Source organism: Trichocoleus sp. FACHB-262, from assembly GCF_014696035.1.
GTDB lineage: Bacteria > Cyanobacteriota > Cyanobacteriia > FACHB-46 > FACHB-46 > Trichocoleus.
This window is the reverse complement of the sequence record NZ_JACJPK010000015.1, coordinates 92,012-116,016: the sequence shown is the minus strand read 5'-3', so window position 1 is coordinate 116,016 and position 24,005 is coordinate 92,012. Positions and strand designations below refer to the sequence as shown.

20 protein-coding genes are annotated in these 24,005 nt (G+C 49.9%); 10 read left to right on the top strand and 10 right to left on the bottom strand.

The window, feature by feature from the left end; translation table 11 throughout:
* Positions 1 to 12: 12 nt before the first annotated feature.
* Entirely contained in the window at positions 13 to 1,635 is a 1,623-nt protein-coding gene (locus tag H6F68_RS01020) for a glycosyltransferase family 39 protein (RefSeq protein ID WP_190555815.1), read from the bottom strand.
* A 113-nt stretch (positions 1,636 to 1,748) separates the two neighbouring features.
* Here H6F68_RS01020 and H6F68_RS01015 point away from each other — a divergent pair, with 113 nt between their 5' ends.
* Positions 1,749 to 3,464 carry a hypothetical protein gene (locus H6F68_RS01015; RefSeq protein WP_190555814.1) on the top strand — a complete coding sequence of 572 codons (1,716 nt, stop codon included), beginning with the start codon at positions 1,749 to 1,751 and terminating at the stop codon, positions 3,462 to 3,464.
* 26 nt (positions 3,465 to 3,490) lie between these two features.
* Here H6F68_RS01015 and H6F68_RS01010 read toward each other — a convergent pair whose 3' ends face one another.
* Positions 3,491 to 4,210 carry a M15 family metallopeptidase gene (locus tag H6F68_RS01010; RefSeq protein ID WP_190555813.1) on the bottom strand — a complete coding sequence of 240 codons (720 nt, stop codon included), beginning with the start codon at positions 4,208 to 4,210 and terminating at the stop codon, positions 3,491 to 3,493.
* Positions 4,211 to 4,436: 226 nt separating this feature from the next.
* Between H6F68_RS01010 and H6F68_RS01005 the strand changes: the two genes are divergently transcribed.
* From H6F68_RS01005 to frr, 4 genes are all read left to right on the top strand, one after another.
* Positions 4,437 to 4,853: a response regulator transcription factor gene (locus tag H6F68_RS01005; RefSeq protein WP_206755491.1), complete on the top strand. Its 417-nt coding sequence runs from the start codon at positions 4,437 to 4,439 to the stop codon at positions 4,851 to 4,853.
* Between the two features lie 94 nt (positions 4,854 to 4,947).
* Complete coding sequence (locus H6F68_RS01000) at positions 4,948 to 5,493, top strand: thioredoxin family protein (RefSeq protein ID WP_190432575.1); 546 nt, start codon at positions 4,948 to 4,950, stop codon at positions 5,491 to 5,493.
* A gap of 87 nt (positions 5,494 to 5,580) precedes the next feature.
* The gene (gene pyrH / locus H6F68_RS00995; protein ID WP_190432577.1) at positions 5,581 to 6,309 is read left to right on the top strand and encodes a UMP kinase; all 729 of its coding nucleotides are present in this window, start codon (positions 5,581 to 5,583) and stop codon (positions 6,307 to 6,309) included.
* Positions 6,310 to 6,322: 13 nt separating this feature from the next.
* A complete protein-coding gene (frr, locus tag H6F68_RS00990) occupies positions 6,323 to 6,844 on the top strand; it encodes a ribosome recycling factor (RefSeq protein WP_199298916.1) in 522 nt (173 codons plus the stop codon).
* A gap of 109 nt (positions 6,845 to 6,953) precedes the next feature.
* Here frr and H6F68_RS00985 read toward each other — a convergent pair whose 3' ends face one another.
* Complete coding sequence (locus H6F68_RS00985; RefSeq protein WP_190549401.1) at positions 6,954 to 7,130, bottom strand: family 2 glycosyl transferase; 177 nt, start codon at positions 7,128 to 7,130, stop codon at positions 6,954 to 6,956.
* Positions 7,131 to 7,564: 434 nt separating this feature from the next.
* Here H6F68_RS00985 and H6F68_RS00980 point away from each other — a divergent pair, with 434 nt between their 5' ends.
* Positions 7,565 to 8,701, top strand: coding sequence for a geranylgeranyl reductase family protein (locus H6F68_RS00980; RefSeq protein WP_399312388.1), 1,137 nt, complete (start codon positions 7,565 to 7,567; stop codon positions 8,699 to 8,701).
* A 48-nt stretch (positions 8,702 to 8,749) separates the two neighbouring features.
* On the opposite strand, the gene H6F68_RS00975 is transcribed toward H6F68_RS00980, so the two are convergent.
* Both H6F68_RS00975 and H6F68_RS00970 read right to left on the bottom strand, forming a co-directional pair.
* Complete coding sequence (locus H6F68_RS00975) at positions 8,750 to 9,538, bottom strand: RDD family protein (RefSeq protein WP_190555811.1); 789 nt, start codon at positions 9,536 to 9,538, stop codon at positions 8,750 to 8,752.
* A 109-nt stretch (positions 9,539 to 9,647) separates the two neighbouring features.
* Positions 9,648 to 10,493: a DUF975 domain-containing protein gene (locus H6F68_RS00970; RefSeq protein ID WP_199299841.1), complete on the bottom strand. Its 846-nt coding sequence runs from the start codon at positions 10,491 to 10,493 to the stop codon at positions 9,648 to 9,650.
* Positions 10,494 to 10,581: 88 nt separating this feature from the next.
* Here H6F68_RS00970 and H6F68_RS00965 point away from each other — a divergent pair, with 88 nt between their 5' ends.
* Entirely contained in the window at positions 10,582 to 11,550 is a 969-nt protein-coding gene (locus tag H6F68_RS00965; RefSeq protein ID WP_190555810.1) for a stage II sporulation protein M, read from the top strand.
* On the opposite strand, the gene H6F68_RS00960 is transcribed toward H6F68_RS00965, so the two are convergent.
* Genes H6F68_RS00960 through H6F68_RS00945 form a run of 4 tightly spaced genes read right to left on the bottom strand, consistent with a single transcriptional unit; the run spans position 11,547 to position 15,631 of the window.
* Positions 11,547 to 12,866: a DUF58 domain-containing protein gene (locus H6F68_RS00960; RefSeq protein ID WP_190555809.1), complete on the bottom strand. Its 1,320-nt coding sequence runs from the start codon at positions 12,864 to 12,866 to the stop codon at positions 11,547 to 11,549. The genes H6F68_RS00965 and H6F68_RS00960 overlap by 4 nt on opposite strands.
* Positions 12,863 to 13,813, bottom strand: coding sequence for a MoxR family ATPase (locus H6F68_RS00955; protein ID WP_190555808.1), 951 nt, complete (start codon positions 13,811 to 13,813; stop codon positions 12,863 to 12,865). The genes H6F68_RS00960 and H6F68_RS00955 overlap by 4 nt, the downstream gene beginning before the upstream one ends.
* A gap of 7 nt (positions 13,814 to 13,820) precedes the next feature.
* Entirely contained in the window at positions 13,821 to 14,972 is a 1,152-nt protein-coding gene (locus tag H6F68_RS00950; RefSeq protein WP_190555807.1) for a DUF4350 domain-containing protein, read from the bottom strand.
* On the bottom strand, positions 14,972 to 15,631 hold the full coding sequence (locus H6F68_RS00945; protein WP_190555806.1) for a DUF4129 domain-containing protein: 660 nt from the start codon (positions 15,629 to 15,631) through the stop codon (positions 14,972 to 14,974). Before H6F68_RS00945 ends, H6F68_RS00950 begins: the two co-directional genes overlap by 1 nt.
* Positions 15,632 to 15,803: 172 nt before the next feature.
* On the opposite strand from H6F68_RS00945, the gene H6F68_RS00940 reads away from it, so the two are divergent.
* On the top strand, positions 15,804 to 16,259 hold the full coding sequence (locus H6F68_RS00940; RefSeq protein WP_190555805.1) for an NADAR family protein: 456 nt from the start codon (positions 15,804 to 15,806) through the stop codon (positions 16,257 to 16,259).
* Between the two features lie 224 nt (positions 16,260 to 16,483).
* Positions 16,484 to 19,792, top strand: a complete 3,309-nt coding sequence (locus H6F68_RS00935) for a GAF domain-containing protein (RefSeq protein WP_190555804.1) — start codon at positions 16,484 to 16,486, stop codon at positions 19,790 to 19,792.
* 30 nt (positions 19,793 to 19,822) lie between these two features.
* Here H6F68_RS00935 and H6F68_RS00930 read toward each other — a convergent pair whose 3' ends face one another.
* On the bottom strand, positions 19,823 to 21,898 hold the full coding sequence (locus tag H6F68_RS00930) for a caspase family protein (protein WP_190555803.1): 2,076 nt from the start codon (positions 21,896 to 21,898) through the stop codon (positions 19,823 to 19,825).
* 461 nt (positions 21,899 to 22,359) lie between these two features.
* On the opposite strand from H6F68_RS00930, the gene H6F68_RS00925 reads away from it, so the two are divergent.
* Positions 22,360 to 23,895, top strand: a complete 1,536-nt coding sequence (locus H6F68_RS00925) for a hypothetical protein (RefSeq protein WP_190555802.1) — start codon at positions 22,360 to 22,362, stop codon at positions 23,893 to 23,895.
* Positions 23,896 to 24,005: the final 110 nt, after the last annotated feature.

Genomic DNA, 24,005 nt, shown 5'->3' with positions numbered 1-24,005 from the left:
ATACAATGAGTGTTATTTCCTCAACGAGGCAGGAAGTTTTGTTAGATGAAAGACATTACGAGTTTTACTGAGTGGTTGAGCTTGAAAGTTTTGCGTCTTTTCTAAATTCTCTCGTAGTGGAATAGAGGCGCTGAATAAAAACACATCACTAAACTGGACAGGAACTTGCGGAACTACTGTTGCAGGTAATAACTGTAGATGAACTTGAGGATCTAGAGAATGGCTCAATGATAGAACGTCGACCGCATTGCTGCTATCACTAATAATTAAAGGATTAGTAGTGCGATCCACAATGCGAGAAAACTCAGGATAAAACCCAGTTTTCTGGATACTCTTATGCCACCAAACCTCAGATTGAGAACTAATTAAACAGCTTAAACTTCCAGCAGCAACTAAAGCCACTAATGCCGTTCTCGCAACTTTGTGTTGGCGCAGTTGACGCGATCGCAAATGAGTGGCGAGATAATAAGCTACCGCTAATTCGATCGCCATATAACAGGGAGTTAGGTAGCGGAGATTGGTGGAATATCGGCTTTGTAGAATTAAATCAGCAATGACTAAGGGAAATGCCGTAACCACAATTAAGCTGACAATAAATAGCCAGATGCGCTGAGCGGTATGGCGACAAAGCCAATAGAAGACAACCGCTGCTAACAGAACAAAAATAATATTCGCAGAACCAAGTTCAATATCGACAAAAACTCGATTCAGGTTGATGAACCATTTGCCAATGATGGTATGCAAAGTTTGAGCACGTCTAACTCCCTCGGTAGCGGCGTGAACTTGCGCCCAATTCTGCACCACCAGAACGATCCAAGGCACAAAGGTTACGAGTCCTGCGATCGCGGCTAAAGCAAAAGATTTGAAAGTTTTAAATAGGCGATCGCGTTGAGTCGCTAGCAGGTAAACCCCGTGAGCGATGGGAACTAAACCTGCTAAGGCATGGGTGTACAGACTCAAACTAACTGCGATCGCATACAATCCCCATGCCTGCTTGGTTTGAAGTCGTAACGCCCGCAAGAAACTAGCGCTAGAAAATAAAACCGTGACTGCCCAAAGGCTGTACTCTCTCGCTTCTTGGGCATAAATTACATGAAAAGGGGCGATCGCAATCAGAGCGCAGGCGATCGCGGCGGTTAAGGAAGACTCGAAGAGTTCTAAGCAAAGCCAATAAATGCAGGGAAAGGCGAACAGGCTGATCACAATGGGTAAACTCCGCATCGCTGCAACCGAGCTGCCAAACCCGTCACTCCAGAGGCGGGCCAGCAAGTAGTAAAGCGGTGGGTGCTCTGCATTGCCAGCTAGTGCCGTGAGCGTGTCGCCCCAACCTTTATCCGGACTGGGGTGTTGATATTTTTGCAGCGCTGCTACCTCAACGACCTGGCCATTAAAGGTTTGCTGTACTAATTCTGTTTGGGTGTAGCCAAACACTCGCAGCGAAGTCAGCGCTTCATCATGCCAGTAGAGTTTGCGGTCTAAGTTAACGAAGCGAAAGCAGAGACCCAACAGGAGCGATGTGAGTAGCAAAAGCTTCAGCCAGATAGGATACCGTTTCCCACCTAGTCGAAACTGTTTGCGGACCTTAACCTCGGTAGCGCCCCTGAGGGAAGTGGCGGATGCAGCCCTGGATGCCATGCCAACTCCCTTAATCCAGATGTAGTAGGATTGCAAGAATATTAAATCCTTGCCAGAAGTTTACAGTAATTTTAATTGCCTGCGCTTTCTCAGCACACTGCATCTCCACTCCTATGCTGATTACGCCTTTGCATCACGGGCTGACGACGGCGAAACCTTCCAAAGCCCAGTTAGCTTTTTGGTTCAGTTTGAGCCTGACTTTTGCCGCGATCTATGGCTGCATGGCACTACAGCAAGCCTTTAGCGGTGAATATGTTGTCCAAGATGATGCGCGGCAGCATGTGTTTTGGATGCAGCGATTCCTCGACCCAGAATTACTGCCCAACGATTTTATTGCCAACTATTTTCAATCTGTAGCGCCTTGGGGTTACACCAAGTTTTACCAACTGTTTGCGGCGATCGGGGTTCATCCTTTTTTGTTGAACAAGCTATTACCGATCGCCTTAGGTTTGGTGATGACAGCCTATTGCTTTGGTGTCAGCTTGCAACTGTTTCCGGTACCTGCGGCGGGTTTTCTGGCTACATTGCTGCTCAACCAAACGGTTTGGATGAAGGATGACTTGGTGACTGCCACACCCAGAGCCTTTTTGTATCCGCTGTTTCTGGCGTTTCTGTACTATCTGCTGCGGCGATCGCTCCTGCCTTGTCTAGTGGCGATCGCGTTGCAAGGACTGTTTTACCCGCAAATTTTGTTGATTAGCGCTGGAACCCTAGTGCTCACCTTAGTTCGCTGGGAAAATGGGCGGCTGTGTTTCTCCCGCGATCGCCAAGACTATCTCTTCTGTGTAGCAGGCTTAGCCGTGGCGTTTGTGGTGTTGTTGCCCTTTGTCTTGCAAACCTCTGAGTACGGCTCTGTGATTACGCCAGATATGGCGAGGCGAATGCCAGAGTTTGGTGAAAAAGGCCGCAGTCGGTTCTATGTAAATGATCCTTGGGACTTTTGGCTCACGGCTGAGCGGAGTGGCTTTTTCCCGGCGCTATGGTTGCCTCCATTGCTGACTGTGGGTGTGCTGCTACCCTTGCTCTGGCGATATCGCGATCGCTTGCCGCTGCTCCAGCAAGTGCAACCTCAGATCCGGTTGTTGGTGCAGATTTTTGCCGCTTCGGTGGGGCTATTTACTCTGGCTCACTTGCTGCTATTTAAGTTGCAATTGCCTAGCCGCTATACCCATCATAGTTTCCGCGTCATTACTGCGATCGCCACTGGGATTGTCCTGATTACGTTATTCGATGCTTTATGGCGATGGGCTACTCAGTCTCAGTCAGCCCCAAAACAGTACTTAGCGATTGGAATTATAGTTCTGGTGAGCGCAGCTTTGTTACTCTACCCCAGTTATGACCAGCGTTTTCCTGACACAAAATACAAGGAAGGACAAGCCCCTGCGCTCTATCAGTTTTTGCAAAAAACGCCCAAAGCAAGCTTAGTAGCTTCCCTCTCAGAAGAAGCTAATTTTGTGCCTTATTTTGGCCAGCGGCCTGTGTTGGCGGGGCGTGAATATGCGCTGCCGTTCCACCAAGGGTATTACAGTCAGTTTCGCCAAAGAGTCACAGATTTGTTGCAAGCGCAGTACAGCCCCAACCAAGAAGCTGTTAAGCAGTTTATCCAGCAGTACGGCATTAACTTTTGGTTGCTAGATCAAGAAGCATTTACCCCTCACTACTTGGCGAGCAATCGTTGGTTCCAGCAGTTCCAGCCCGCAGTGCGTGAAGCCCAAACACGATTAGAGCAAGGAATTACGCCTGCGATCGCTCCAACAGTTCCCCATTGTACTGTCTTTAGTACAGAGCGCTTGATCTTGCTGGATGCTGCCTGCATTTCTGCAAGATAAGCCTAGTGACAATGTTGCCATCCTAGCTAAAGCTCGGCGCGACCATAACGAGCAGCGACGGCATGAGGGTCAGGGTTTGGGTTGGCTCCAGTGCTCAACCAGGCCCACAGTTGGTCGCCCCAGGAGAAATGCCACCATTCATTCATGTGTTGCAGAAAACCCGCACTGGTCATCACTTGCTTGAGTAGTTGCCGATTTTGGTGATATTGCTGCGCTTCCGGTTCTGGCTGGTCGGCAAAGAAATCTGGAAACGAGCGGGGAGAGATCTCATCAATTGGAGATCCCATATTTACAGGAGCACTGGATGCATCTACCAGCGTTACGTCTACCGCAGCACCAGTGCTGTGAGGAGGTGGCGTAGCAGGGTTCACATTCGGTACCGCCCAAAACTGATGCACTTGCTCCCAAATGTTTTGTTTCTGAGCGTCCGTGAGTTCCTGAAGTTGTAACCCTTGCGCTTGCACCAGTTCGGCAAAGGTGTAGTCCACCATATATTGCTGTACTGCAATCGGACGGTAAGCATCAAAAACTTGAATCCGCCAACTAGGACAGCATGCTTGCAGTTGCTGCTGAGCCTGGAGCAAGCGAGCCACCACTTGTTCCCGCAAATAGTAGGGCGATTTGTCACCATAAGGAGCCCCTAACTTTTGATAAGCATGGAGATGTTCGGTGGCAAATATATCCAGTGGAATGGGTACTAATGGTTCTCCACATTCCGCGATCGCAATTTGCTGATAAGGTTTCATACAACTAAATCTATCGTTTTAGTAATTTAAAAATAGTTACAAAGATTGTGAAATAAAAATTTAATTCCTAAGTAATCCTAACTTTGCTCAGCGGTTTTTACTGAACTGATAGGATGAAATTATGAAGATATTAAGTTGTTGCTATTACTATGGAGCGCCCCAAAATTTCAATGGCTTCAGAAATGCCACAAGCTCACTAGAAGAGGAGTATTAACTCCCAGCTAAAATGCATAAGATTGCGGTCTTAGACGATGACGTTAATTGGAGTTTATCAGTTCAAAGATTCTTAAGAAAAGAGTTTTTGGTAACTGTTTTTACAGATCCCAATCACTTTTTTGCGGTGGCAGCTCAGTACGATTTGGTGATTGTTGATTTTGTTCTTGACCCTTTGCCTGAATCAGAAAACAAGCTAGATGGCTATGGTATTATTCATCGCTTAAAATCATCCTTAGAGCGCCCTCCTCTCTGCCTGTTAGCCTCCGGCTGGATTGACAGAAATGATTTAGCATCCATCAGCCAACGACCTTATTTTATGGCCGATGACCTAGCGGCAAAAGATGCGGGTTTAGACGTGATTTTGGCAAAAGTAAGGCAACTGTTGGGTAGCACCTTGCCGCAATCGACCTCTTATTCTCAACCTTAGATCATTCCTGCAACGAGCGGACTATGATGGAGAGCTAGATGGGAAGCCTCTGCTGCCCGTTAAACTCTTCTGAACATTCAGCGGATTCAGTTTCATGGAAACAGTAGGTACAACAATAGGCAGCTACGCTCCAGACTTTGAACTCCCAGGAATAGATAATGCAGTGCACCATCTTGCTCGTTATCTAGAAAGGTCGAAAGCAGTAGGGGTAGTGTTTATGTGTAACCATTGCCCTTACGTACGGCTCTACTTAAACCGCCTCAAACAAATTCAAGCTACCTTTCAAGCTCAAAAGTTTACCTTAATTGGGATTAATCCCAACGATGCCACGCAATACCCAGATGATAGCTTCGAGAATATGAAGCACTTCGCGGTTGAGCAACAGTTGAACTTCCCCTATTTGCGAGACGTGACCCAAGATGTAGGGCGTAGCTTTGGGGTCAAAATAACGCCAGAAGTTTTCTTGCTAGACCAAGCGGGCATTGTGCGCTATCACGGACGCATTGACGACAATCCAGAAGACGTCAGTGCTGTGCGATCGCCCAACTTTCAAATCGCGATCGCTCGTGTCCTAGAGGGCAATGCAATACCTGTAGCAGAAACTGAACCCGTAGGTTGTTCTGTTAAATGGCGTATTTAGCAATGCTTGCGGCTCCTAAAAGCTGACCTCCGACAGCTTAGTGTTATCTTTAGTTGGAGGCAATTTGAGTTAAAAAGTAGTCGCTACATGGGGATTGTTTATCAGCGGGTTTTGTTCAAACTAAGCGGTGAAGCTTTAATGGGCGATCTAGCTTATGGGATTGACCCAGCAGTGGTTCAAGCTATTGCCCAAGAAGTGTCAGATGTTGTAGCAACTGGAGTCCAAGTTGCCATTGTCGTGGGTGGCGGCAACATCTTTCGCGGCGTTAAGGGAGCTGCGGCTGGAATGGACCGGGCAACCGCCGATTACATTGGCATGATTGCCACCGTCATGAATGCCATGACCTTGCAAGACTCTCTGGAACAGATGGGCGTGCCGACAAGGGTGCAGACTGCGATCGCCATGCAAGAAGTGGCAGAACCTTACATTCGGCGGCGAGCCATTCGTCATCTCGAAAAAGGGCGAGTTGTGATCTTTGGGGCAGGCTCTGGCAATCCCTTCTTCACGACCGACACCACAGCAGCGTTGCGAGCAGCGGAAATTAGTGCCGATGTTTTGTTCAAGGCTACTAAGGTAGATGGCGTTTACGACTCCGATCCGCACCAGAACCCCAACGCGCGTAGGTACCAAAGCCTCACCTACGCCCATGTTTTGCAGCAAGATTTGCGCGTGATGGATAGTACTGCGATCGCACTGTGCAAAGATAACAACATTCCTATCATTGTGTTTGACCTCTCGGTACGCGGTAACATCCTGCGGGCCGTGACGGGAGAAACAATTGGAACGATCGTGGGAGGTTCTTGTGAAATTAGCTGACGCTGAAAATTCGATGCAAAAAGCCGTTGAATCAACTCAACGGTCTTTCAATACAATTCGGACTGGACGAGCCAACACATCTCTGCTCGATCGAGTCATGGTGGAGTATTACGGAGCCCCAACTTCTCTCAAGTCTCTGGCAACTATCAATACGCCAGATGCCAGCACGATTACGGTTCAACCCTTCGATCGCGGTAGCCTAAACTTGATTGAAAAAGCCATTTCCCTATCCGACATTGGCTTAACTCCTAGTAACGATGGCTCGACCATTCGCCTAAATATTCCACCGCTCACCAGCGATCGCCGTAAAGAACTCGTGAAGCTAGCGGCCAAGTTTGCCGAAGAAGGCAAAGTGTCAGTTCGCAATGTGCGTCGCGATGCGGTCGATAGCGTCCGTAAACAAGAAAAAGCTGGCGAGGTGTCCGAAGATGAAGCGCGAGACTTGCAGGATAAAATTCAAAAACTGACGGACAAGTACATTGCCAGAATTGAAGAAGTTTTGGCAGAGAAGGAGAAAGATATCACCACCGTCTAGATTGTTCTGCTCAACCCCAGGTTTGGAGCTTAATCCTATAGAGCCATAGAGCTAGATTGTTCTAGAGCTAAGCACTCAAGCGAGCAACATTGAAGTTCGTCTTTCGGGTTTAGGCATATTGAAGTGCTGGCATGGGTGTCTGACGAACCACGTAAGCTAAGTGCATGGGGTACCCCTGAATGGAGTAGATTGTGTCGATGCACTTCAAGGCAGTCTCGCGATTCTTATAAGAACGCAGAACTCGCTTACTGCCGTTGGCGTACTGCACACATACTTCCCAGTTCATTGGCTTAGCCTCATTTCAGAGTGTCTTGTGGCTCAGAACTTTATCAAGCCTTCATGAACTATCCTAGGGGCCACATCAGGGCTTTGTACTCAGTGCATTCAATGAACTATATAACTGTAGTGATTTCACGGATTGATTGTTGTTGGAACTGAACCAATTCCTCTACTTTGAAACTTAAATTGCCAAGCACACGTGTGAAATCCCTGTTGTTTTTCCCTGAGAAACAGCAGGGTTATTCGTATGCTGCTTTAGATTTGGGATCAACACGGAAACATTCACTGAGTTACCCCTGTCTGTCAGCTCTGGATGCCATTGGGTCAGGATGACTAGTAAAGCACTACAAACTGCAAGTGTTTGGCAAAGCTACTACCCAAAGTTCTAAGCGATCGGCCAGGCTGGAGTTGTGAACTGATATTCAAGAGTGAGATGCGAGCATGATGTTTGACTGCATTATTGTCGGTGCGGGGCCAGCGGGAGGAACTGCCGCTTACCATTTAGCCAAGCAAGGCCGTTCTGTTCTAGTGCTAGAAAAAGAACCCCTACCCCGCTACAAACCTTGTGGGGGCGGAGTCTCGCCTCAAGTTGCGCAGTGGTTTGACTTCGACTTCACGCCAGCGATTTCACTCAAGGTCAACTCCGTGCGCTTCACCTGGAAAATGGAAGACCCCGTGGAAGTTGAGCTAAAAACTCCAGAGCCGATGTGGATGGTGCGGCGAGATGTGTTCGATCACTTCTTGGTACAGCAAGCTCAGAAGCAAGGCGCAGAGCTGCGAGACAACACGGAAGTTACAGGAATTCAGTTTAAGAGCGACCACTGGCAAGTGAATACAGCCGAAGGCCCAGTGACGGGACGCTATCTCATTGCTGCCGATGGTGCCAAAGGTCCGATGGCGAAGTGGCTAGGGTTCAAAGAGCGGAAGCGTCGCTTAGCCGGAGCTTTGGAAGCAGAGGTGCCCGCTCAAGTAGAAAGCGGCAACCCTATTCACTTTGAGTTTGGCATGGTGAAGAATGGCTACATCTGGAACTTCCCTAAAGCCGATGGCTATTCGTTGGGTATTGGTACCTTCCGAGGTGGTGAACCCCAGGATATGAAAGCTTTGCTGGCTGAGTATGCCACGCTGTTTGGCGTGGATGTCAAGTCCAGTCAACAATATGGGCATCCGCTCTGCTTGTGGGACGGTAATCAAAAACTGCACACCCAAAATGCGGTGCTAGCGGGAGAAGCTGCTTGTGTGGTTGATCCCTTTACCGCAGAAGGGATTCGGCCTTCTATTTTTAGTGGAATGAAGGCGGCTGAAGCGATTAACCAAGCTCTAACAGGCGATCGCAGTGCTCTAGAGCGCTATACCCAAATCATCAACCAAGAATGGGGCGAGGATATGGCTTGGGCGCAGCGTATTGCGGGTGTCTTCTATCGGGTACCTGGCATTGGCTACAAAGTCGGCATCAAGCGTCCTTCGGCTACAGAACGCATGGGCAAAATTCTCTGCGGTGAACTGCGCTACGCTGATGTCGCCAACCGAGCAATTAAGCGGCTGACTAGCAGCTTGATTCCTGGCATGGGTGGTTAAAAAGCTATAACTCATTCATCACTAGGGCGTACGTGGTGCGCCCTACATTTATTTAGTAGATTGCTGTTGATAGGCGAGATAAACTGCCTCTAAGAACAAATCTGGGGTTGTCTTCGACGGTACTTTTTCCAGCAAAATTATTTCTTTTACTTGACGAGCCAATTGTAAATTAACTTCTGACTTGGCTTTGGATGACATTGCACCCCGGCGCTGCAAGTATTCTCGAACCACAGCGAAGTCGTCGGGCAGCAAATGGGATAAATCTGCAATTTTGAGTAACTGGATCGCTAATTCCTCGGCTGCTGGAGAAATGGGAAAGGTGGCAGCAGCAATCGTTTGCTCCTCTTGAATCACCACCGTGCCTGCTGCCCAGTCTCCTAAACGTTTTTCTTGGCGACCTAAAGCAATCAAGAATACGCCTAAAAATAAAGTGTCATCGAAAGGTCGAAGTAAAGCTCGTAAGGTAGCTTGAGCTAAACCAATAGGCCGTCCATCATCGCGAATCACCCGAATTTTGGTGTAACGCTTCCCAGGTGTCTGCCCACGCCAAAGGCTTTCAAAGAAGACAAAGTAGCCCACATAGATCACAAAGCCACCCAGAATAGTAATCGCCGTCAACCACAGGTCAACACTATTGGCGTTTCCAGCTACTTGTCTGACTAATTCTAGAACTTGACTAGAAACAAATAGCCAGATGAATAGGAAGGCAATGAGACACCCACCCAAGCAGGTGTAATCGAGCAGTAAAGCTAAGGCCCGATTCCCAATTCCAGCTAGGGTAAATTCCAACTCTACGCTTTCTGGTGTCTGAAGGATAATTCGATTAAAGAAGCGCATGGTCTTTCGTCTGCATAGCTCGGGGTAGGGAGAGATCAGGGATTCGGTGAGGGCGCTGGGGAGAAGTATAAAGAGGTTGAGAGATTGATTAGAGATGCAATGGGGAAGGTTAGCGATCGCGTAATTTCAATCCCAACCCTTCTCGGCGGCTGCGGAGGTCGTAATAAACCACCGCTTTAAGGGCTTGCCAGAACGGCATGATAATCATGCCACTCAACAAGCTCAAGCTCAAAATCAGCACAGAAAAGATAACTGACAAGGCGGAATCAGCGACAGAATCTTGTCCTAGCGCCGCTTGTAAGACACTAATCACCACCTGGAACAAAAGTTGGATGGGAATAGTGATGAGAAATGCGACTGAAACTACACCTACCAATTGCCAAATCAACCCCTGAGATAAGTCCCAACTGCGGCTAATCGCTTTGCTGGCAGTCATGTTGTCCTCAAGGGCTAAAGGAACTTCGACCACCAAAAAGCGGGCGGAAATCCATAGCAGCCCCACAGTAAAAGCAAGGACGGCGATGACCACAAAAATGCCACCAACCACGGCGGCTAGAACACTGTTTCCCAGGGCAGCGCCAATTACAAATGCCAAAATTCCAACTGCTACTCCTAAAACGATAGAACAGGCCAGAACAATACCGAGGGCAAGTAGCCCAACGAACAGCCCAGCTAACAAAAAACTCCACTTCCGAGCATTCGTTCGCTGTTCAGCGGTACTGGTGCTCTCCGGTTGGTTGACCAATTCCCCAAAAGCTAATCGTGAGATCGACGCCGATAAAGCTGAGTACTTAGCCCAACCGTAAACAGGCACGAGCACCCAGAGATACGCTTTGCAGGCAATGCCAAAATATTGCTTCAGGTGGGAGCTGTAGAGCCGAAAACTCGCACTCACTACATTACCGATGCTGAGCGGTCGCATGGGGCCACCGGGGTTCAAATTTGGAGACGACACTAGCCAAGTTCTCCTGGGAATGAATGGAACCAGATTGACGCTATCTTAGGCTACGCTTAGCTTAGAGCGGAGTGAAAATTTATAAAGTATGAATATTCAGCGCTGGATTGCACGGCGTGAACCTAATTGGAAACGCTTGGATGCGCTACTGAAGCAAGTAGAAAAACGGAGTTTGAAGTCAATCCCAGCCGCTGAAATCAAAGAATTAGCCAGTTTATATCGCTCCGTTTCGGCAGATTTGGCTCGTGCCCGCACTAATCAAGTTGGGGCCGCTCTCGTGCAAGACTTGCAAACCCTGGCTTCTCGCGGCTATACGCAGATTTATCAAGGCTCCAGACGACAGGAATGGCAGGCGGCTCTAGACTTTTACCGTTGGGGCTTTCCAGCTTTGGTGCAAGAAACTTGGGCCTACATTGCTTTGGCAACCGCGTGTTTTCTGGCTGGATCTTTAGTGGCTTGGTGGTTCGCTTGGCAAGACCCTACCTTTTTGTCGTTGTTGGTACCGGGTGAGCTAATTACCAAAGTGCGAGACAAGGGTGAATTGTGGATGGGGTCAATTGTAGGCATCGAACCCCTGGCTTCTACCCGAATTATGACCAACAATCTTTCGGTTTCTTTTGGGGCGATCGCGGGAGGCATGACCGCAGGTCTTTACACTCTATTTCTCTTAGTTTTTAACGGATTAAGTATTGGGGCGATCGCTACTTTGGTTGGCCAAAATAATTTGGCTTATCCGTTTTGGGCCTTTGTTTTTCCCCACGGCTCGCTTGAGTTACCCGCCATCTTTTTGGCTGGAGGCGCAGGATTATTGATTGCTAGAGGGCTGTTGTTTCCCGGCAAGTATCGCCGTGCGGATGCTCTGCGGCTGTATGGCCTTAAGGCAGCTCAGTTAACCTATGGCATTGTGCCTATGCTAATCATTGCGGGAACGATTGAAGGCTTTTTCTCTCCTAGCCCTGTCATTCCATCCCCTTTCAAATATTTGGTTGGTATGGGTCTTTTTACACTTCTATTAATATATTGCAGTCGCAGAAAGCCAACAGGGCAGACAGGTTAAAGCTGATTACGGGCTTTTAGTTGCAGGTAGCGATCGACCAATTGCTCAGTAATTTGATTCGCAGGTGCGTCTAGAACTAGCACGCCTTTTTGACGTAGCTCGGCGAAAGCGACTTGACGTTGGGCCAATAGATCTAAAGCCACAGCACGGCTATAAGTAGAGGCAACATCCTCAGTTATTTGGTGGGCTTGTTGATCAACTTGGGGGTCGCGCAGCGTGACACAGAAAGGTAAATAACGAGGTTTGAGGCGGGCGAGAGCGGCTAACAACTCAGCAGAAGCAGTGGTATCAATAACGTCTGTAATCACTACGACTAGGGCGCGGCGAGTTTGCTGATTGACCATGCGAGTCACAGCCCCCAAATAGTCTGGTTCCAATAACTCTGGTTGCATCGGGGTTAAACGCTCAATCAGCTTGGTGAGATGGTGCTGACCTCGCTCTGGTGGAATCCAAGTGTGAAGCTGGCGATCGAACACTCCTACCCCCACGCGATCGCCCCGATTCAGACCTGCCAAAGCTAGAGACAATGTGGCATTCAAGCCCCAGTCAAATCGAGTTAGGCCATGAACTCGCGCGGTCATCAGACGGCCTCGATCTAGCAAGACAATCAAGGTTTGTTCTTGCTCTGGCTCCAACACCCGCACCAAGGGACGGCTACGGCGAGCGGTAGCTTTCCAGTCGATTAAGCGCGGATCGTCCCCTACACCGTATTCTCGTAATTCGGCAAATTCGGTGCCCATCCCCAACCGTCGGGCTTGGCGAATGGCTCCGGTAGATTGCAAGGTGAGGCGGATCGAAAGCGATCGCAAACCCAACAAATCTGGATAAACATCTACTGTTTGAGTTTGCGGCACTTTCCCATCTCGCCATGCCAACCCCCAAGCTCCTAGTTGCCGCACCTGCACATCGCCCCATTGAAACTGCCCCCGTTGCGTGGGGTGAATGGTATAAGTTAGCTCCTGGCTACTATTGGCCGCTAAGGTGGCTTGGAGGCTAGAGGCTGAAACGTCAAATGCTACTGGATAAGCATCTCGGACTTGAATCCTGGCAGGTTGATCTCCTGTTTGCACTGCCAAAACAACCGGATTGTCGCGGCCAATCGAGAGACGCTGCAACGGTTGCCGCTCGATTTTGACTGAGTGCGATCGCACCTGCCGAGCATCCCAAAAGGCTAACCCCAGAACCACAGCATCAAACAGCAGCAACGCCAACACAGCTATCCTAAGCTGCACCTCTCCAGGCCAAACCACCGCAAAGACAGTCGCGATCGCCATGCCAAGGAGGAGTAAACCGTAAACTCGCCAGGAAGGAATCATCTTGGTACTGGAACTTGACTAAGAACTGAGCCAATGACGCTGTCGATTTTGAGGCCGTCGAGTTGGGCTTCGGGGCGGAGGATGAGGCGATGGCGCAGGAGCGGAGGCGCGATCGCTTTGATGTCATCGGGGGTGACGAAATCTCGCCCAGAGAGCCACGCTTGAGCCTTGCTCACTTGCAACCAGGCAACTGCGGCACGGGGCGAAGCGCCTAAAGCCAAATCGGGATGTTGTCGAGTGCGTTGCACCACAGCCAGCAAATAATCCAATACAGGCTCCTCGACTTTGACCGCTTGAGCAGCTTGGCGAGCTTGCAAAATTTGCTCTACTGAGGCGATCGCTTTGAGCCGAGCCAAGTCCAGACGACGCGATTGGAACCCTGCTTGGCTGTTGAGCAGCATTTGCTTTTCCGCTTTGGTGTCTGGGTATTCAACCAAGAGTTTGAATAAAAAACGGTCTAGCTGCGCTTCTGGAAGCGGATAAGTGCCTTCAAATTCCAGTGAGTTTTGGGTCGCAATCACCCAGAACAACGATGGCAGCGGCATACTGTCGCCATCCAGCGTCACCTGTTGTTCTTCCATCGCTTCCAGCAAAGCTGCTTGAGTTTTGGGTGGCGTACGGTTGACTTCGTCTGCCAACAGGATTTCGGTAAAAACTGGCCCCTTCTTCAGCACAAAACTGCGCGTGTTCAGGTCAAAGATATTCGTGCCTAGGATGTCGGACGGCAAAATATCGGGGGTGAGCTGAATGCGGCGGAAATCAGCTTGGACCAGTTGGGCCAACACTTTAACCAAGAGGGTTTTGCCTGTACCGGGTACGCCTTCTAGGATCACATGGCCGTTGGCGAGTAAAGCGATGAGCAGTTGTCGCACCAGAGCAGGCTGACCCACAATAACTTGGCTGAGGGCCTGACCCAGGCGAGTGATGACCGCATGCGTTTCTGTCATAGGTGATTTAATAGCGAGGCAGATGATGGCGAACAGTCTGAATTTTTTCTAACCAAGCCAGCAAGTCACGATCGCTGACTCGTTGACCGCGCGATCGCAGTTGTAACATGTCTGCTAGTTCTGTGGCAGGTCGTCCAGTTTGTTGGGTCCAAGCGGTGAGCAAAGTTTCCGGGTCTAATAATTGGTTGCCCAACCCTAAAGCTCGTTGCACTTGTAATTGCTCTTCTTTGCGAATGGTGTCAATCACAAACTCGCTCGATTCCGCCTTGTAGAGAGCTCCTGCCAAAGCTTCGATATAGGCCTTGCTGTTATCCACAGCAGGAGTGGTGACTGGAATCGGCTGACCAAAGCGGCGATTGTGTGCCCAAATGCCTAAGAGCAGCAATACTCCCACTTGAATGAATCCAGGCAAGAGAGCAGTGTTGGCTAAATAAGCTAGAAAGCTGCGCGATCGCTTTTCTGAACCTGAAGCTGAACCTGTAGCATTAGCAGGGTCACGATAGCCGTGCAGATATTCATCGACCCAAATCGACTGTTTGGGCTGAGTCACCAGTTGAGCTAGAAATTCATAGTTGCCGCGATCGTCTTGATAGGCGTTGGCAGCAAGATGGGGTGTAGTGGCCCAAATGGCTCGACCTTGACCCAGAGATTCTTGCCAAACGACTGCCCCAAAGCGATCGCCCAGGACTAGGCTGGTGGTGTCCTGCTTCGGTAAGTAATGCCGTCGTCGAGTTTCCACTCGCACATTACCCACTTCACTGGTTTGCCAGGTACGGAAAGTTGCCTCGGTAACAGGAGCATGGGCACCTAAAACGACTAGCGTATTGCCTGCTTCTACCCAAGCTTTTTGGTTCTCATCGAGGGACGCTACCTTCAGCCTGCTGTTAATTTGTAACAGCGTGATCTTGCCCTGGTTCGCTGAGCTGGGTTGCTTTTGAGCTAATTGCTCAAACGGTTGCTGCCAACGCTGGATGGGAGTGCCGCGATCGCTCATGAAACTGTACCAAGCACCGTAACCATCGGGAGCGCGGCTATAAGTTGAACCACTACGGGAAGCACTTTGAGTCGGAGCACTCAGCAAGGTGAGTAGAGCGATCGCTCCAATGACCAAAGCCCCAAACCACATTTGTCGTCGAGAGAGATTTTGCGCAGGATTCATCAAGAGCGTCTCCCAGCAGGAATGCGGTTCTCGATTTCTCGCCTCTCAATTTCTTGGTACGCTGTTTGGCAACGATTTAACGTCTCGAGCGAAATCGCCATATTGTTAAACCGCATTTGTTCGTGCGTCGTAATCAATAGCTGGTAAAGCGGAGCTTGGGGAAAATGCTGCACCAACTGCCAATACTCCCCATCGGTGCGGCTAGCCTCCAAGGGCACTAAGTTGGATTCACTCAAGTGTTGCAGCAGCGCAAAATACAAAGCTTGGAAGGCTTCTGGGTAGTTGCCTCGACGCTGGTAATCTTGCGATCGCTGAAACCATCCGGCGGCATCAAGTTGGCTAACTTGGGCATTGATGTTTGAGTGGGCTTCTGGTCGCTGTAACCAGGAAAGCAACTTTAAGCTACGTAGCGATGGCAAAAATGTTTGTAACAACTGCCAAGTCAGCCAAAGCAAACAAAATCCCACCAGCAGCCAAAAGACGACCCGGACAAGGGATTCGATCGCATCCGTTAGCCAACTGGGTAAAGTCTGTGGAGTTTGGTCATTGGAGCTACTGAAGAGCTTATTCAGTTGCAGCTCAATCCACTCTCCCGGCTGCCGCAACAACTGCTGGGTCTGCCAGCCAATGTTAGTCTTCTCAAAGGAACCTGTTGGCATGAATGCATACCATCTGGGAAGAAAGGGTACGGTTTTGCCCTATTATCAACGATTCCTGAGCTTTGGCCTATGGGTACCGTAGTGCTGTGGGGCGATCGCTCAATCGTGCTTGTGACTGATACAAATTCTTGCGATGCCCCGGACCCTGTTTAAGTAGATCTGTAAGCGTAAAATGACCATTTATTTTTACAAGGTTGGCGACCCCTACGGCTGTTTTTCTAATTTTTCTCCCCATCCCATTTTTATTGATGATCAAAGCTGGTCCACGGTTGAGCATTATTACCAATCCCAGAAGTTTTTTGGAACTGAGCACGAACCTCTGATCACAACCATTCGCGCTGTAAAAACGCCTGAAGAAGCCGCTACTTTAGGCCGCGATCGCTGCCGAGTGTTCCGGGAAGATTGGGAACAAGTAAAAGCAGAAATCATGTATCAAGCGGTTTTAACTAAATTTTTGACGCATTTAGATATTCAATCTGTTTTGCTCTCCACTAATGAATTACTAATCGTAGAAGACTCACCCACAGATTACTATTGGGGCTGCGGCTCAGAGCGGACTGGGCAGAATCAGCTCGGCAAGATTTTGATGCAAGTGCGCCAAGAAATTCGACAACAATTAGCTGAGTAGCTAACTTCAAGCTTAATGACAAGAACTAAATTGCTTCCCTAAAAGTCTCAATTAAATCTCTTTGGAAGTGAAAGCTTCCAGGCAATTAGTTGATTTTTGCTAATTGGCTTCTAGATACTTTTACTGATTCCAATATCAATTAGAAACAGGCAAAATGTTATAGGTCTTTTTGGCTTTTTAGGCCTAATCAGCTTTTAAGTAATTCACTAGAGAACATACAGGAAATGCAGGATTTACGACCCACGGTAGATCGTTCAGGTCAAGAGGTTTTACTCCACAAAATTACCACCTGCATTCGGCAATCTCTCGAATTATCAGAAATTTTGACTGCGACCGTTAAAGAAATGCGGTCTTTCTTAAACACCGATCGCGTCATGATCTATCGCTTTCATCCCGATGAAAGTGGTGAAGTCATTGCTGAATCTATTGAGCGCGATCGCTTGCCTTCACTGTTAGGTCTCAACTTTCCGGCTGATGATATTCCGCCACGGGCCCGCGAGTTGTTCCTCAAGGCTCGCCAGCGCTCTATCGTAGACCTCGATTCCGAACAAATTGGTTCAAGCCCTTTAGATAACCCAGAGACAGGGTTGCCTCTCCAGGTAGAAGATATTCGTTATCGTCCTGTAGACCCTTGCCACATTGCTTACCTAACGGCAATGGGCGTGAAATCTTCCTTGGTAGTGCCGATTTTGCATCAAGATGCCCGAACCCAGACTGGCGAACCGATGCTTTGGGGGTTATTGGTATCTCATCATGCCCAACCCCGAATTATTGCTGAGTCGGAGCTTCAGGTAGTACAGCAAGTGGCTGACCAAGTTTCGATCGCGATCGCCCAAGCAGAATTGCTGCGGCAAGCCAGGGCTCAAGCGGCAAAAGAATTCAGTATCAACCAAATTGCGACTCTACTCCATACCCTGCCAACTCTACAGCTACAAGCAGCTTTAGAGCGTACAGTAGCCATACTCCAAGGGTCTGGTGGCAGACTCTACACCTTCGCACTCGATCCCACCCAAGCCACGATCGCCACCTGTGGGGCTCAACCGCAGATGCCAGGACAAGACCAGACCTGGATGATCGAACAAAGCCCCCTCTGGCAGCAGTACTTTAGACCTGCCGAATCAAAGGCCGAGTCTTGGCAGCAGTCGATTACTGACCTTTATAAGGAACCAGAACTGCGAGTTTTAGCGCCAGCATTCCGGGCTACGCTCATTCGTGGCATCTTAGTTGTGCCGCTGCAATATCGCCAACAATTTTTGGGTTACCTCACGGTTTTTCGAGATGCGATCGATACCGCAACCCTGTGGGCAGGGCAGTTTGACTCGGATCAGCGACAATTTCAACCCCGCAACTCTTTTGAAGCTTGGCAGGAACTCAAGCAAGGCCAAGCTTTGCCTTGGACGCCAGAAGATTGGAACTTGGCTGCTGCCTTAGGGGAGCACTTCTCAATGGCCATCCAGCAGCAGCAGCTTTACCAACAAATACACGGGTTGAATGTCAGTCTGGAGTTGCAAGTTCAGCAGCGCACCCAAGAGCTAGAGCAAGCCTTAGAGTCTGCTCGTCTCCTGAGGCAGGTGAGTGACCAAATTCGTAGCACACTAAATTTGCCGACCATCTTGCAAACGATCGTGCAAGAAGTCCGCGGCTTGCTCGATACCGATCGCGTGGTGATTTATCAATTCGTGCGGGGTTGGCAAGGGGAGATTGTGGTGGAAGAAGTGGCGTCGGGGTGGCAGTCAATTTTGCATGAAAAATATGCAGACGAATGTTTCCCGACCGAGCATGCCAGCTTGTACCAGCGTGGTCGGATTCGCGCGATCGATCATGTCAAGCAATCTAATTTGCATCCTTGTCATATCGAATTTTTAGCCAATCTACAGGTCCAAGCCAACTTGGTAGTGCCAATTCGTATGGGTGAGCAACTGTGGGGCTTGCTGATTGCCCATGAATGCCGAGGGCCGCGCCAATGGCAAGCCTTTGAAATGGAGCTGCTAGAACAGTTGGCCGACCAAGTGGCGATCGCGATTCAGCAAGCAGAATTATATGAGCAAAGCTGTGCGACAGCGGCGATGGCAACCGCACAAGCTAAACAGATTGAACAAGCGGCTGAGCAACAAAAAACGTTGTTCGAGGTGATCACCAAAATTCGTGAATCGTTGGATTTGCAAACGATTTTTCAGGCAACAGCGCGAGAAGTGCGCCAACTGCTCAACGTCGATCGCGTGGGTGTGTTTCGGTTTGAGCCAGAGTCTAGTTACCGGGATGGTGTCTTCGTTTCGGAAAATGTGTTGCCTGGTTTTACCTCCGTACTAGACCGGAAAGTTCATGACCACTGTTTTGGCGAACAGTATGCCCCCTACTATCGGCTCGGTCGAATTCAAGCGGTGGCTGATCTATACGCTGCCAACTTGAGCGATTGCCACCTGAAGATTTTGGCGCAGTTTCAGGTCAGAGCGAACTTGGTGGTGCCGCTGATTCAAAGTGATGAACTTTGGGGCTTGTTGTGTGTGCATCAATGCTCTCAGCCTCATCCGTGGACAACGTCTGAGATTGAGTTTGTAACTCAAATTGCCGCGCAGTTGGGAGTGGCAATTCAACAAGCCGAATTGCTGACTCAAACCCAACACCAGACGGTGCAACTCGCCCAAACCCTAAACGAACTGCAACAAACCCAGACGCAACTGATCCAGACTGAGAAAATGTCGAGTTTGGGGCAGCTCGTGGCTGGAGTGGCGCACGAAATCAACAATCCCGTCAATTTCATTTATGGCAATGTCAACTATGTCAGCGAATACACCAAAGAATTGCTGACGCTGCTTCATCTCTATCAGCAACACTACCCCAACCCTGAGCGGCCCATCCAAGAATACGCTGAATCAATTGAGCTAGACTTCTTAGCCACAGACTTGCCTAAAATGTTGGCTTCGATGAAAGTGGGAACCGATCGCATTCGTCAGATCGTGTTGTCACTGCGGAATTTTTCCCGCCTAGATCAGGCTGAGAAAAAACCTGTCGATGTCCATGAAGGCATTGATAGCACCTTGATGATTCTGCAACATCGCCTCAAGTTGGCGAATGATCCAACGGCAATCAGGGTCGTGAAGCAATATGGGTTGTTGCCCCTAGCGGAGTGCTACGCGGGCCAACTCAACCAGGTCTTCATGAATATCATCAGCAATGCTATTGATGCGATCGAGAATGACAACCAGCAACGTCTAGCTCAAGGTCTGCCGTTCAATCCAGGGTTAATCAAAATTGAGACAGAACTGATGCAGTCTGCGTCTTATGCTTCCCAAATGCTGATCCGGATTAGTGACAATGGCCCTGGCATGTCAGAAGCGGTGCGATCGCGAATTTTTGATCCATTCTTCACCACCAAGGCTGTAGGCCAAGGTACAGGGCTGGGCCTATCGATCAGTTATCAGATCGTGGTAGAAAAACATGGCGGCATGCTCAAATGCACGTCCCAAGTCGGCCAAGGAACTGAGTTTTCAATTGAGATTCCAATTCGCTCAGGCTGGACCACCCAACCGTAATTGCTGATTGAAGCAAGAAATAAGGCGAAATCAACGCTTCCACGTAGCAATAGATTTCTGAGCTTGAGCATAAGCAGGTGTCCCTGATGGAACGAGAGTCGCAGTTTGCAAGGCTGCCTGAATCCGCCCCCGTGACGCTCGCAGTTCTGCCATCCCTAAAATGATATTGCTCCATTCGCCTGTGAGTCGCTGAGCTTCCAAATATCCTGGTTGACCTGCGGGGATGCGTCGAACCAAGGCGATCGCGCGACTGTAAGAAGACGCTTCCCCCCGCCGCAACGAACCCTGAGCTTGGTCAATCAGAGCTTGGTTAGCCTTTTGCTGCTGAGAGCTTTGTTGCCATCCCGCGATCGCTTGCTGAGCTTGGCCATAAACGGCAGCATTATTCTTAGGCACCAAACGAGCGGTTTGTATCGCCTCGCCAAACTGACCTTGCTTGGCTCGACCCTCCGCCAAGTCTAAAATCACTTGACTCCAGCGCTGAATATCTTGTTGGGCTTGGTCATAGAGCGGTTGACCTGGCTTGATTTTGCTGGCTTGAGCGATCGCTTGATTAAACCGAGAGGCTTGATTCGGTCGAATCGTTACCCTGGCTTTTTGCAATAAATCTTGATTAACCTGCTGTTCTGCCTGAGTTTTCAGATTACGGTACTGTTCGGTTTGCTGATTGGCAGGTACCTGATTAAGCAGGCGCAAGGCTTCTTGAGATTTATTCTGTTGCAGCGCTGTCTGAGCGGCGGGTAACAGTTGTGTGGGTGGCACATCCGAGGCGGCAACTGTAGCAGGAGGACTAGGCGCAGCCTTGTCTGGGACGGGGGTGGGGCTTGCCACCGGAGCCGTTGCTGTCGCACCTGTGGTTGAAGTCGCCACCGTTGCCATAGGCGTAGGAGTGGACTTCGACGATTGGGTGGCTGTGGAGACAACAGCATTGTCGATGGGCTGACCTGTAAAGGCTGCTTTATTACGAATGATCACGCCTGAGCACAAAACAAATGCAATCAAACCGCCCCAAACCAGCAACCGCCGCCAAAATACGCTATCTGCCATTTCTGGTTCTGCTTCGGGATCTCGCATAGGGGATTGAGGGGATAGAGGACTAGATGGGGCGGGTTGTGTAGTAGAACTAGCTGGCCTACGAGTCAACCGTTCTAAAATCTGGTAGGGCGAGGAACGAGAAGAGGGGTCAGCCTTGCCAGAATCACCCGTGCCCGGATGACCCGTAACAGGGAGAGTAGAGAGACCAATTCCCGCTTGGGGTGGTGCTTGCAAGGACATATAGCCACGAGATGCATCTGAGTCGAGAGCAGCCATTGTGTCAGCCGGGTCAGATGGGCGATCGAGCGTATTCCAGGTGCTTGCAGCCACCATTGAGTGAGGCAAGATGCCCTGCTGCCCTTTCCCTAGTGGCACTAGCACTACCGCATGCTGAGCGGGTTGCCAGTAGTGCTCAGTCAGTTCTGGGAGGCGATCGCGCAAAAAATAATCTAGATCGGCGAGGGTGTCACATTTACCAAACCGTAGCCCCTCCAACAAGGCAGCCGTAAAGCACCCATGATGCAAGCTGGCAGTCTCGTATGAAAACTCACCCGGTTCGCAAGCCAGAATTGTGGCAACGCTGAGTTGGCGGGCGCATTCTAAGGTCTGAGTGCCCAACGGTTGATCCGATGGCAGCCCTTGGCTCCGATTCATATCCAAGCATAACAAGGCTGTCTCGGCGGCAATGGCATCCAATTGTCCCAGCAGCGATCGCACTGAGATGGCAGTACCAGGAATATCGGCTGGATCACCATCAATCGGCATTAGGTAGTCTTGGCCTTGGTAACAAACCCCATAGCCGCTAAAGAAACACCAAATCAAGTCGCCGGGGTGCACCCACTGTTGGCAAAACTGCTCAATCCAAGCTTGGAGCGAACCTCCAGTGGGATAAGTGGAGCGGTCGGCCACAGGTAACGAAGCATCGGTTAGCAGTAGGCACTGTTCGGCTGGAAAGCCTGCTTCCTCCACTAAAAAATCATGCAGAGCCTGGGCGTCCTGCTGGGCATACCTTAAAGGCTGCAAGAACTGATATTGATTGATACCAATTGCGATCGCCCAGTGTTTCACCATGCTGAATGCCCTAGATTCTTACTAGATAGTGTGCCCAGAAGGCAGTTCAAGTAAATAGGAACCTTACGCTCTGTTTTTACTCAGCTCAAGTGGCATGTTGTTGGTTAAAAAGACAAGAAGTACGATAACTTTTTTATTGAAAACTAAGTTATCTGACAAGTTTGTTTGGCTGACCCAGTGCACAACTCCAGAGAGATAAGAAACAGTAATATCTGACTGCCTTCGTGAGGCATTAAATTCAGGTCAGAAACTGCAAACCTCAAGATAAAAACGCAACGTCTAAAATTCCGTCTATAGTCTAAGTTAATTCTGCTTCATTATGAATTAAATTTCTAATAACTAACTCATTTAAACTGCTTAAACCTGGCCCCGCTTAAGATGGTGTCCAGTTTAACCAAGTCTGAGTCATTAATATATTGAGTGGTCTTGCTGAGTGATCGCGTAAGGAGCTAGCAGCAAACATGCGAGAGTTTTCCCCTTCCCACCTTCGTTTTTTACCACTCCCGCAACTTCTGAGCTTGGCAACCTGCTTAGGATTAGGGGGTAGCGTTTGGCTCACCCAAGCTGCGATCGCTCCTCAAGCGGCTCAAGCTTATACCGCCAGAGTAGATGTGGCCCTGGATCGCCGCACCGGGGAGAGCTATGAAACGCTTTTGCGCCGAGCGGAAATTGCCGCTAGAGCCGCGGCTCAGCGCAGTTTCGATCGCGACATTTTGACCAGTCAAGTGTCTGTCATCGTCTCAGCTCAAAGTGAAGGCTCGGTAGTACCTGTACTAAATCTAGATGTCAGCCGTACCCAATGGCGCAGCCGTCCTGATCCACAACGTTGGGCAACCTACTTTCGCACTTCTCAAGCGTTGTTACGGCTAAATCAAGGCGTAGCTGAAGAGACAGCACCCGCTCAAGCCGCTCCACCGCCACCTCCGGCTGTACCCTCGCAACCTGCTACCGTACCAGTAGCACCCACACCAGGAGCGCCAGGAACCAACATCCCCGCAGGTAGTCGAGCACCTGGTACACCAGCTGCACCAAATGGTGGAACTGGAACGGGCGCGGGCACTGGAACGGGTGCAGGCACAGGTACGGCTGCTCCGGGTGCTACAGGTACCGGAACTGGCACGGGTGCAGGCACGACTGCACCTACTGGCGGTACAGGTACCCGAACTGGAAATACAGGTGGAACAGGCACGACTGCGCCTGGCGGCACAACTGGCACAGGTACTGGAGCGGGCGCGGGTGCAGGCACTGTTGCACCTACTACCGGAACTGGCACAGGTGTTGGCACAGGAGCAGGAACTGGAACCGACACAACCGTTCCGGGCGGTGTGCCTGGGACTGGCACAGGTGTTGGAACGGGCGCGGGCACTGGAACTGATACAACCGTTCCTGGAACTGTCCCTGGCACAGGCACTGGAGCTAATACAGGCAACAGAACTGGGCCTAGCACTACTATTCCGGGTGGTGTGACTGGGACTGGCACAGGTGTTGGCACAGGCGCAGGAACTGGAACCGACACAACCGTTCCTGGAACTGTTCCGGGCACTGGAACTGGAGCTAATACGGGCACAGGTACCGGGACGGGCGCGGGTGCAGGCACTGTTGCACCTACTACGGGAACTGGCACAGGTGTTGGAACAGGTGCAGGACAGGGGGGCACTACTGGAACCGGAACGGGACCAGGTGGCGGCACTCAAATAACTCCGGCTGGACCTGGTACTCTTGCCCCTGGAGCACCCACAACGCCTGGAAATCAAGGGCCAGTGATTACAGCTCCGAATGGTCAAACTGTTGCTCCTGGCGCTCAACCGACTGGAATAGGAACACCAGGAATAAACAGAACGACAGCACCAGGCACTGGTACAACTACAACGCCCAACAACACGCCCAACAACGGCTCTTTCACTATTACGACTCCCAATGGGCAAGTCATTACACCAACTACACAGCCTAATGGAACCACAACTCCCAATCAGTCAACTGATGGGGTAAATCGTTAGTTTGCAGCTAGCTGATCAATCAAAATTGCTTAATGAGCTGCAAAAGGCTTGGTTTAAATGGAGGCATCATGCCCTAGAATAGGAGGGTTGTCTAAAAATTGCGATCGCCG

What these genes read in the sequence shown, in the direction of transcription:
- H6F68_RS01020 (WP_190555815.1), bottom strand. Translation starts at nt 1,635, where the DNA reads ATGGCATCCAGGGCTGCATCCGCCACTTCCCTCAGGGGCGCTACCGAG.
- H6F68_RS01015 (WP_190555814.1), top strand. Translation starts at nt 1,749, where the DNA reads ATGCTGATTACGCCTTTGCATCACGGGCTGACGACGGCGAAACCTTCC.
- H6F68_RS01010 (WP_190555813.1), bottom strand. Translation starts at nt 4,210, where the DNA reads ATGAAACCTTATCAGCAAATTGCGATCGCGGAATGTGGAGAACCATTA.
- H6F68_RS01005 (WP_206755491.1), top strand. Translation starts at nt 4,437, where the DNA reads ATGCATAAGATTGCGGTCTTAGACGATGACGTTAATTGGAGTTTATCA.
- H6F68_RS01000 (WP_190432575.1), top strand. Translation starts at nt 4,948, where the DNA reads ATGGAAACAGTAGGTACAACAATAGGCAGCTACGCTCCAGACTTTGAA.
- pyrH (WP_190432577.1), top strand. Translation starts at nt 5,581, where the DNA reads ATGGGGATTGTTTATCAGCGGGTTTTGTTCAAACTAAGCGGTGAAGCT.
- frr (WP_199298916.1), top strand. Translation starts at nt 6,323, where the DNA reads ATGCAAAAAGCCGTTGAATCAACTCAACGGTCTTTCAATACAATTCGG.
- H6F68_RS00985 (WP_190549401.1), bottom strand. Translation starts at nt 7,130, where the DNA reads ATGAACTGGGAAGTATGTGTGCAGTACGCCAACGGCAGTAAGCGAGTT.
- H6F68_RS00980 (WP_399312388.1), top strand. Translation starts at nt 7,565, where the DNA reads ATGATGTTTGACTGCATTATTGTCGGTGCGGGGCCAGCGGGAGGAACT.
- H6F68_RS00975 (WP_190555811.1), bottom strand. Translation starts at nt 9,538, where the DNA reads ATGCGCTTCTTTAATCGAATTATCCTTCAGACACCAGAAAGCGTAGAG.
- H6F68_RS00965 (WP_190555810.1), top strand. Translation starts at nt 10,582, where the DNA reads ATGAATATTCAGCGCTGGATTGCACGGCGTGAACCTAATTGGAAACGC.
- H6F68_RS00960 (WP_190555809.1), bottom strand. Translation starts at nt 12,866, where the DNA reads ATGATTCCTTCCTGGCGAGTTTACGGTTTACTCCTCCTTGGCATGGCG.
- H6F68_RS00955 (WP_190555808.1), bottom strand. Translation starts at nt 13,813, where the DNA reads ATGACAGAAACGCATGCGGTCATCACTCGCCTGGGTCAGGCCCTCAGC.
- H6F68_RS00950 (WP_190555807.1), bottom strand. Translation starts at nt 14,972, where the DNA reads ATGAATCCTGCGCAAAATCTCTCTCGACGACAAATGTGGTTTGGGGCT.
- H6F68_RS00945 (WP_190555806.1), bottom strand. Translation starts at nt 15,631, where the DNA reads ATGCCAACAGGTTCCTTTGAGAAGACTAACATTGGCTGGCAGACCCAG.
- H6F68_RS00940 (WP_190555805.1), top strand. Translation starts at nt 15,804, where the DNA reads ATGACCATTTATTTTTACAAGGTTGGCGACCCCTACGGCTGTTTTTCT.
- H6F68_RS00935 (WP_190555804.1), top strand. Translation starts at nt 16,484, where the DNA reads ATGCAGGATTTACGACCCACGGTAGATCGTTCAGGTCAAGAGGTTTTA.
- H6F68_RS00930 (WP_190555803.1), bottom strand. Translation starts at nt 21,898, where the DNA reads ATGGTGAAACACTGGGCGATCGCAATTGGTATCAATCAATATCAGTTC.
- H6F68_RS00925 (WP_190555802.1), top strand. Translation starts at nt 22,360, where the DNA reads ATGCGAGAGTTTTCCCCTTCCCACCTTCGTTTTTTACCACTCCCGCAA.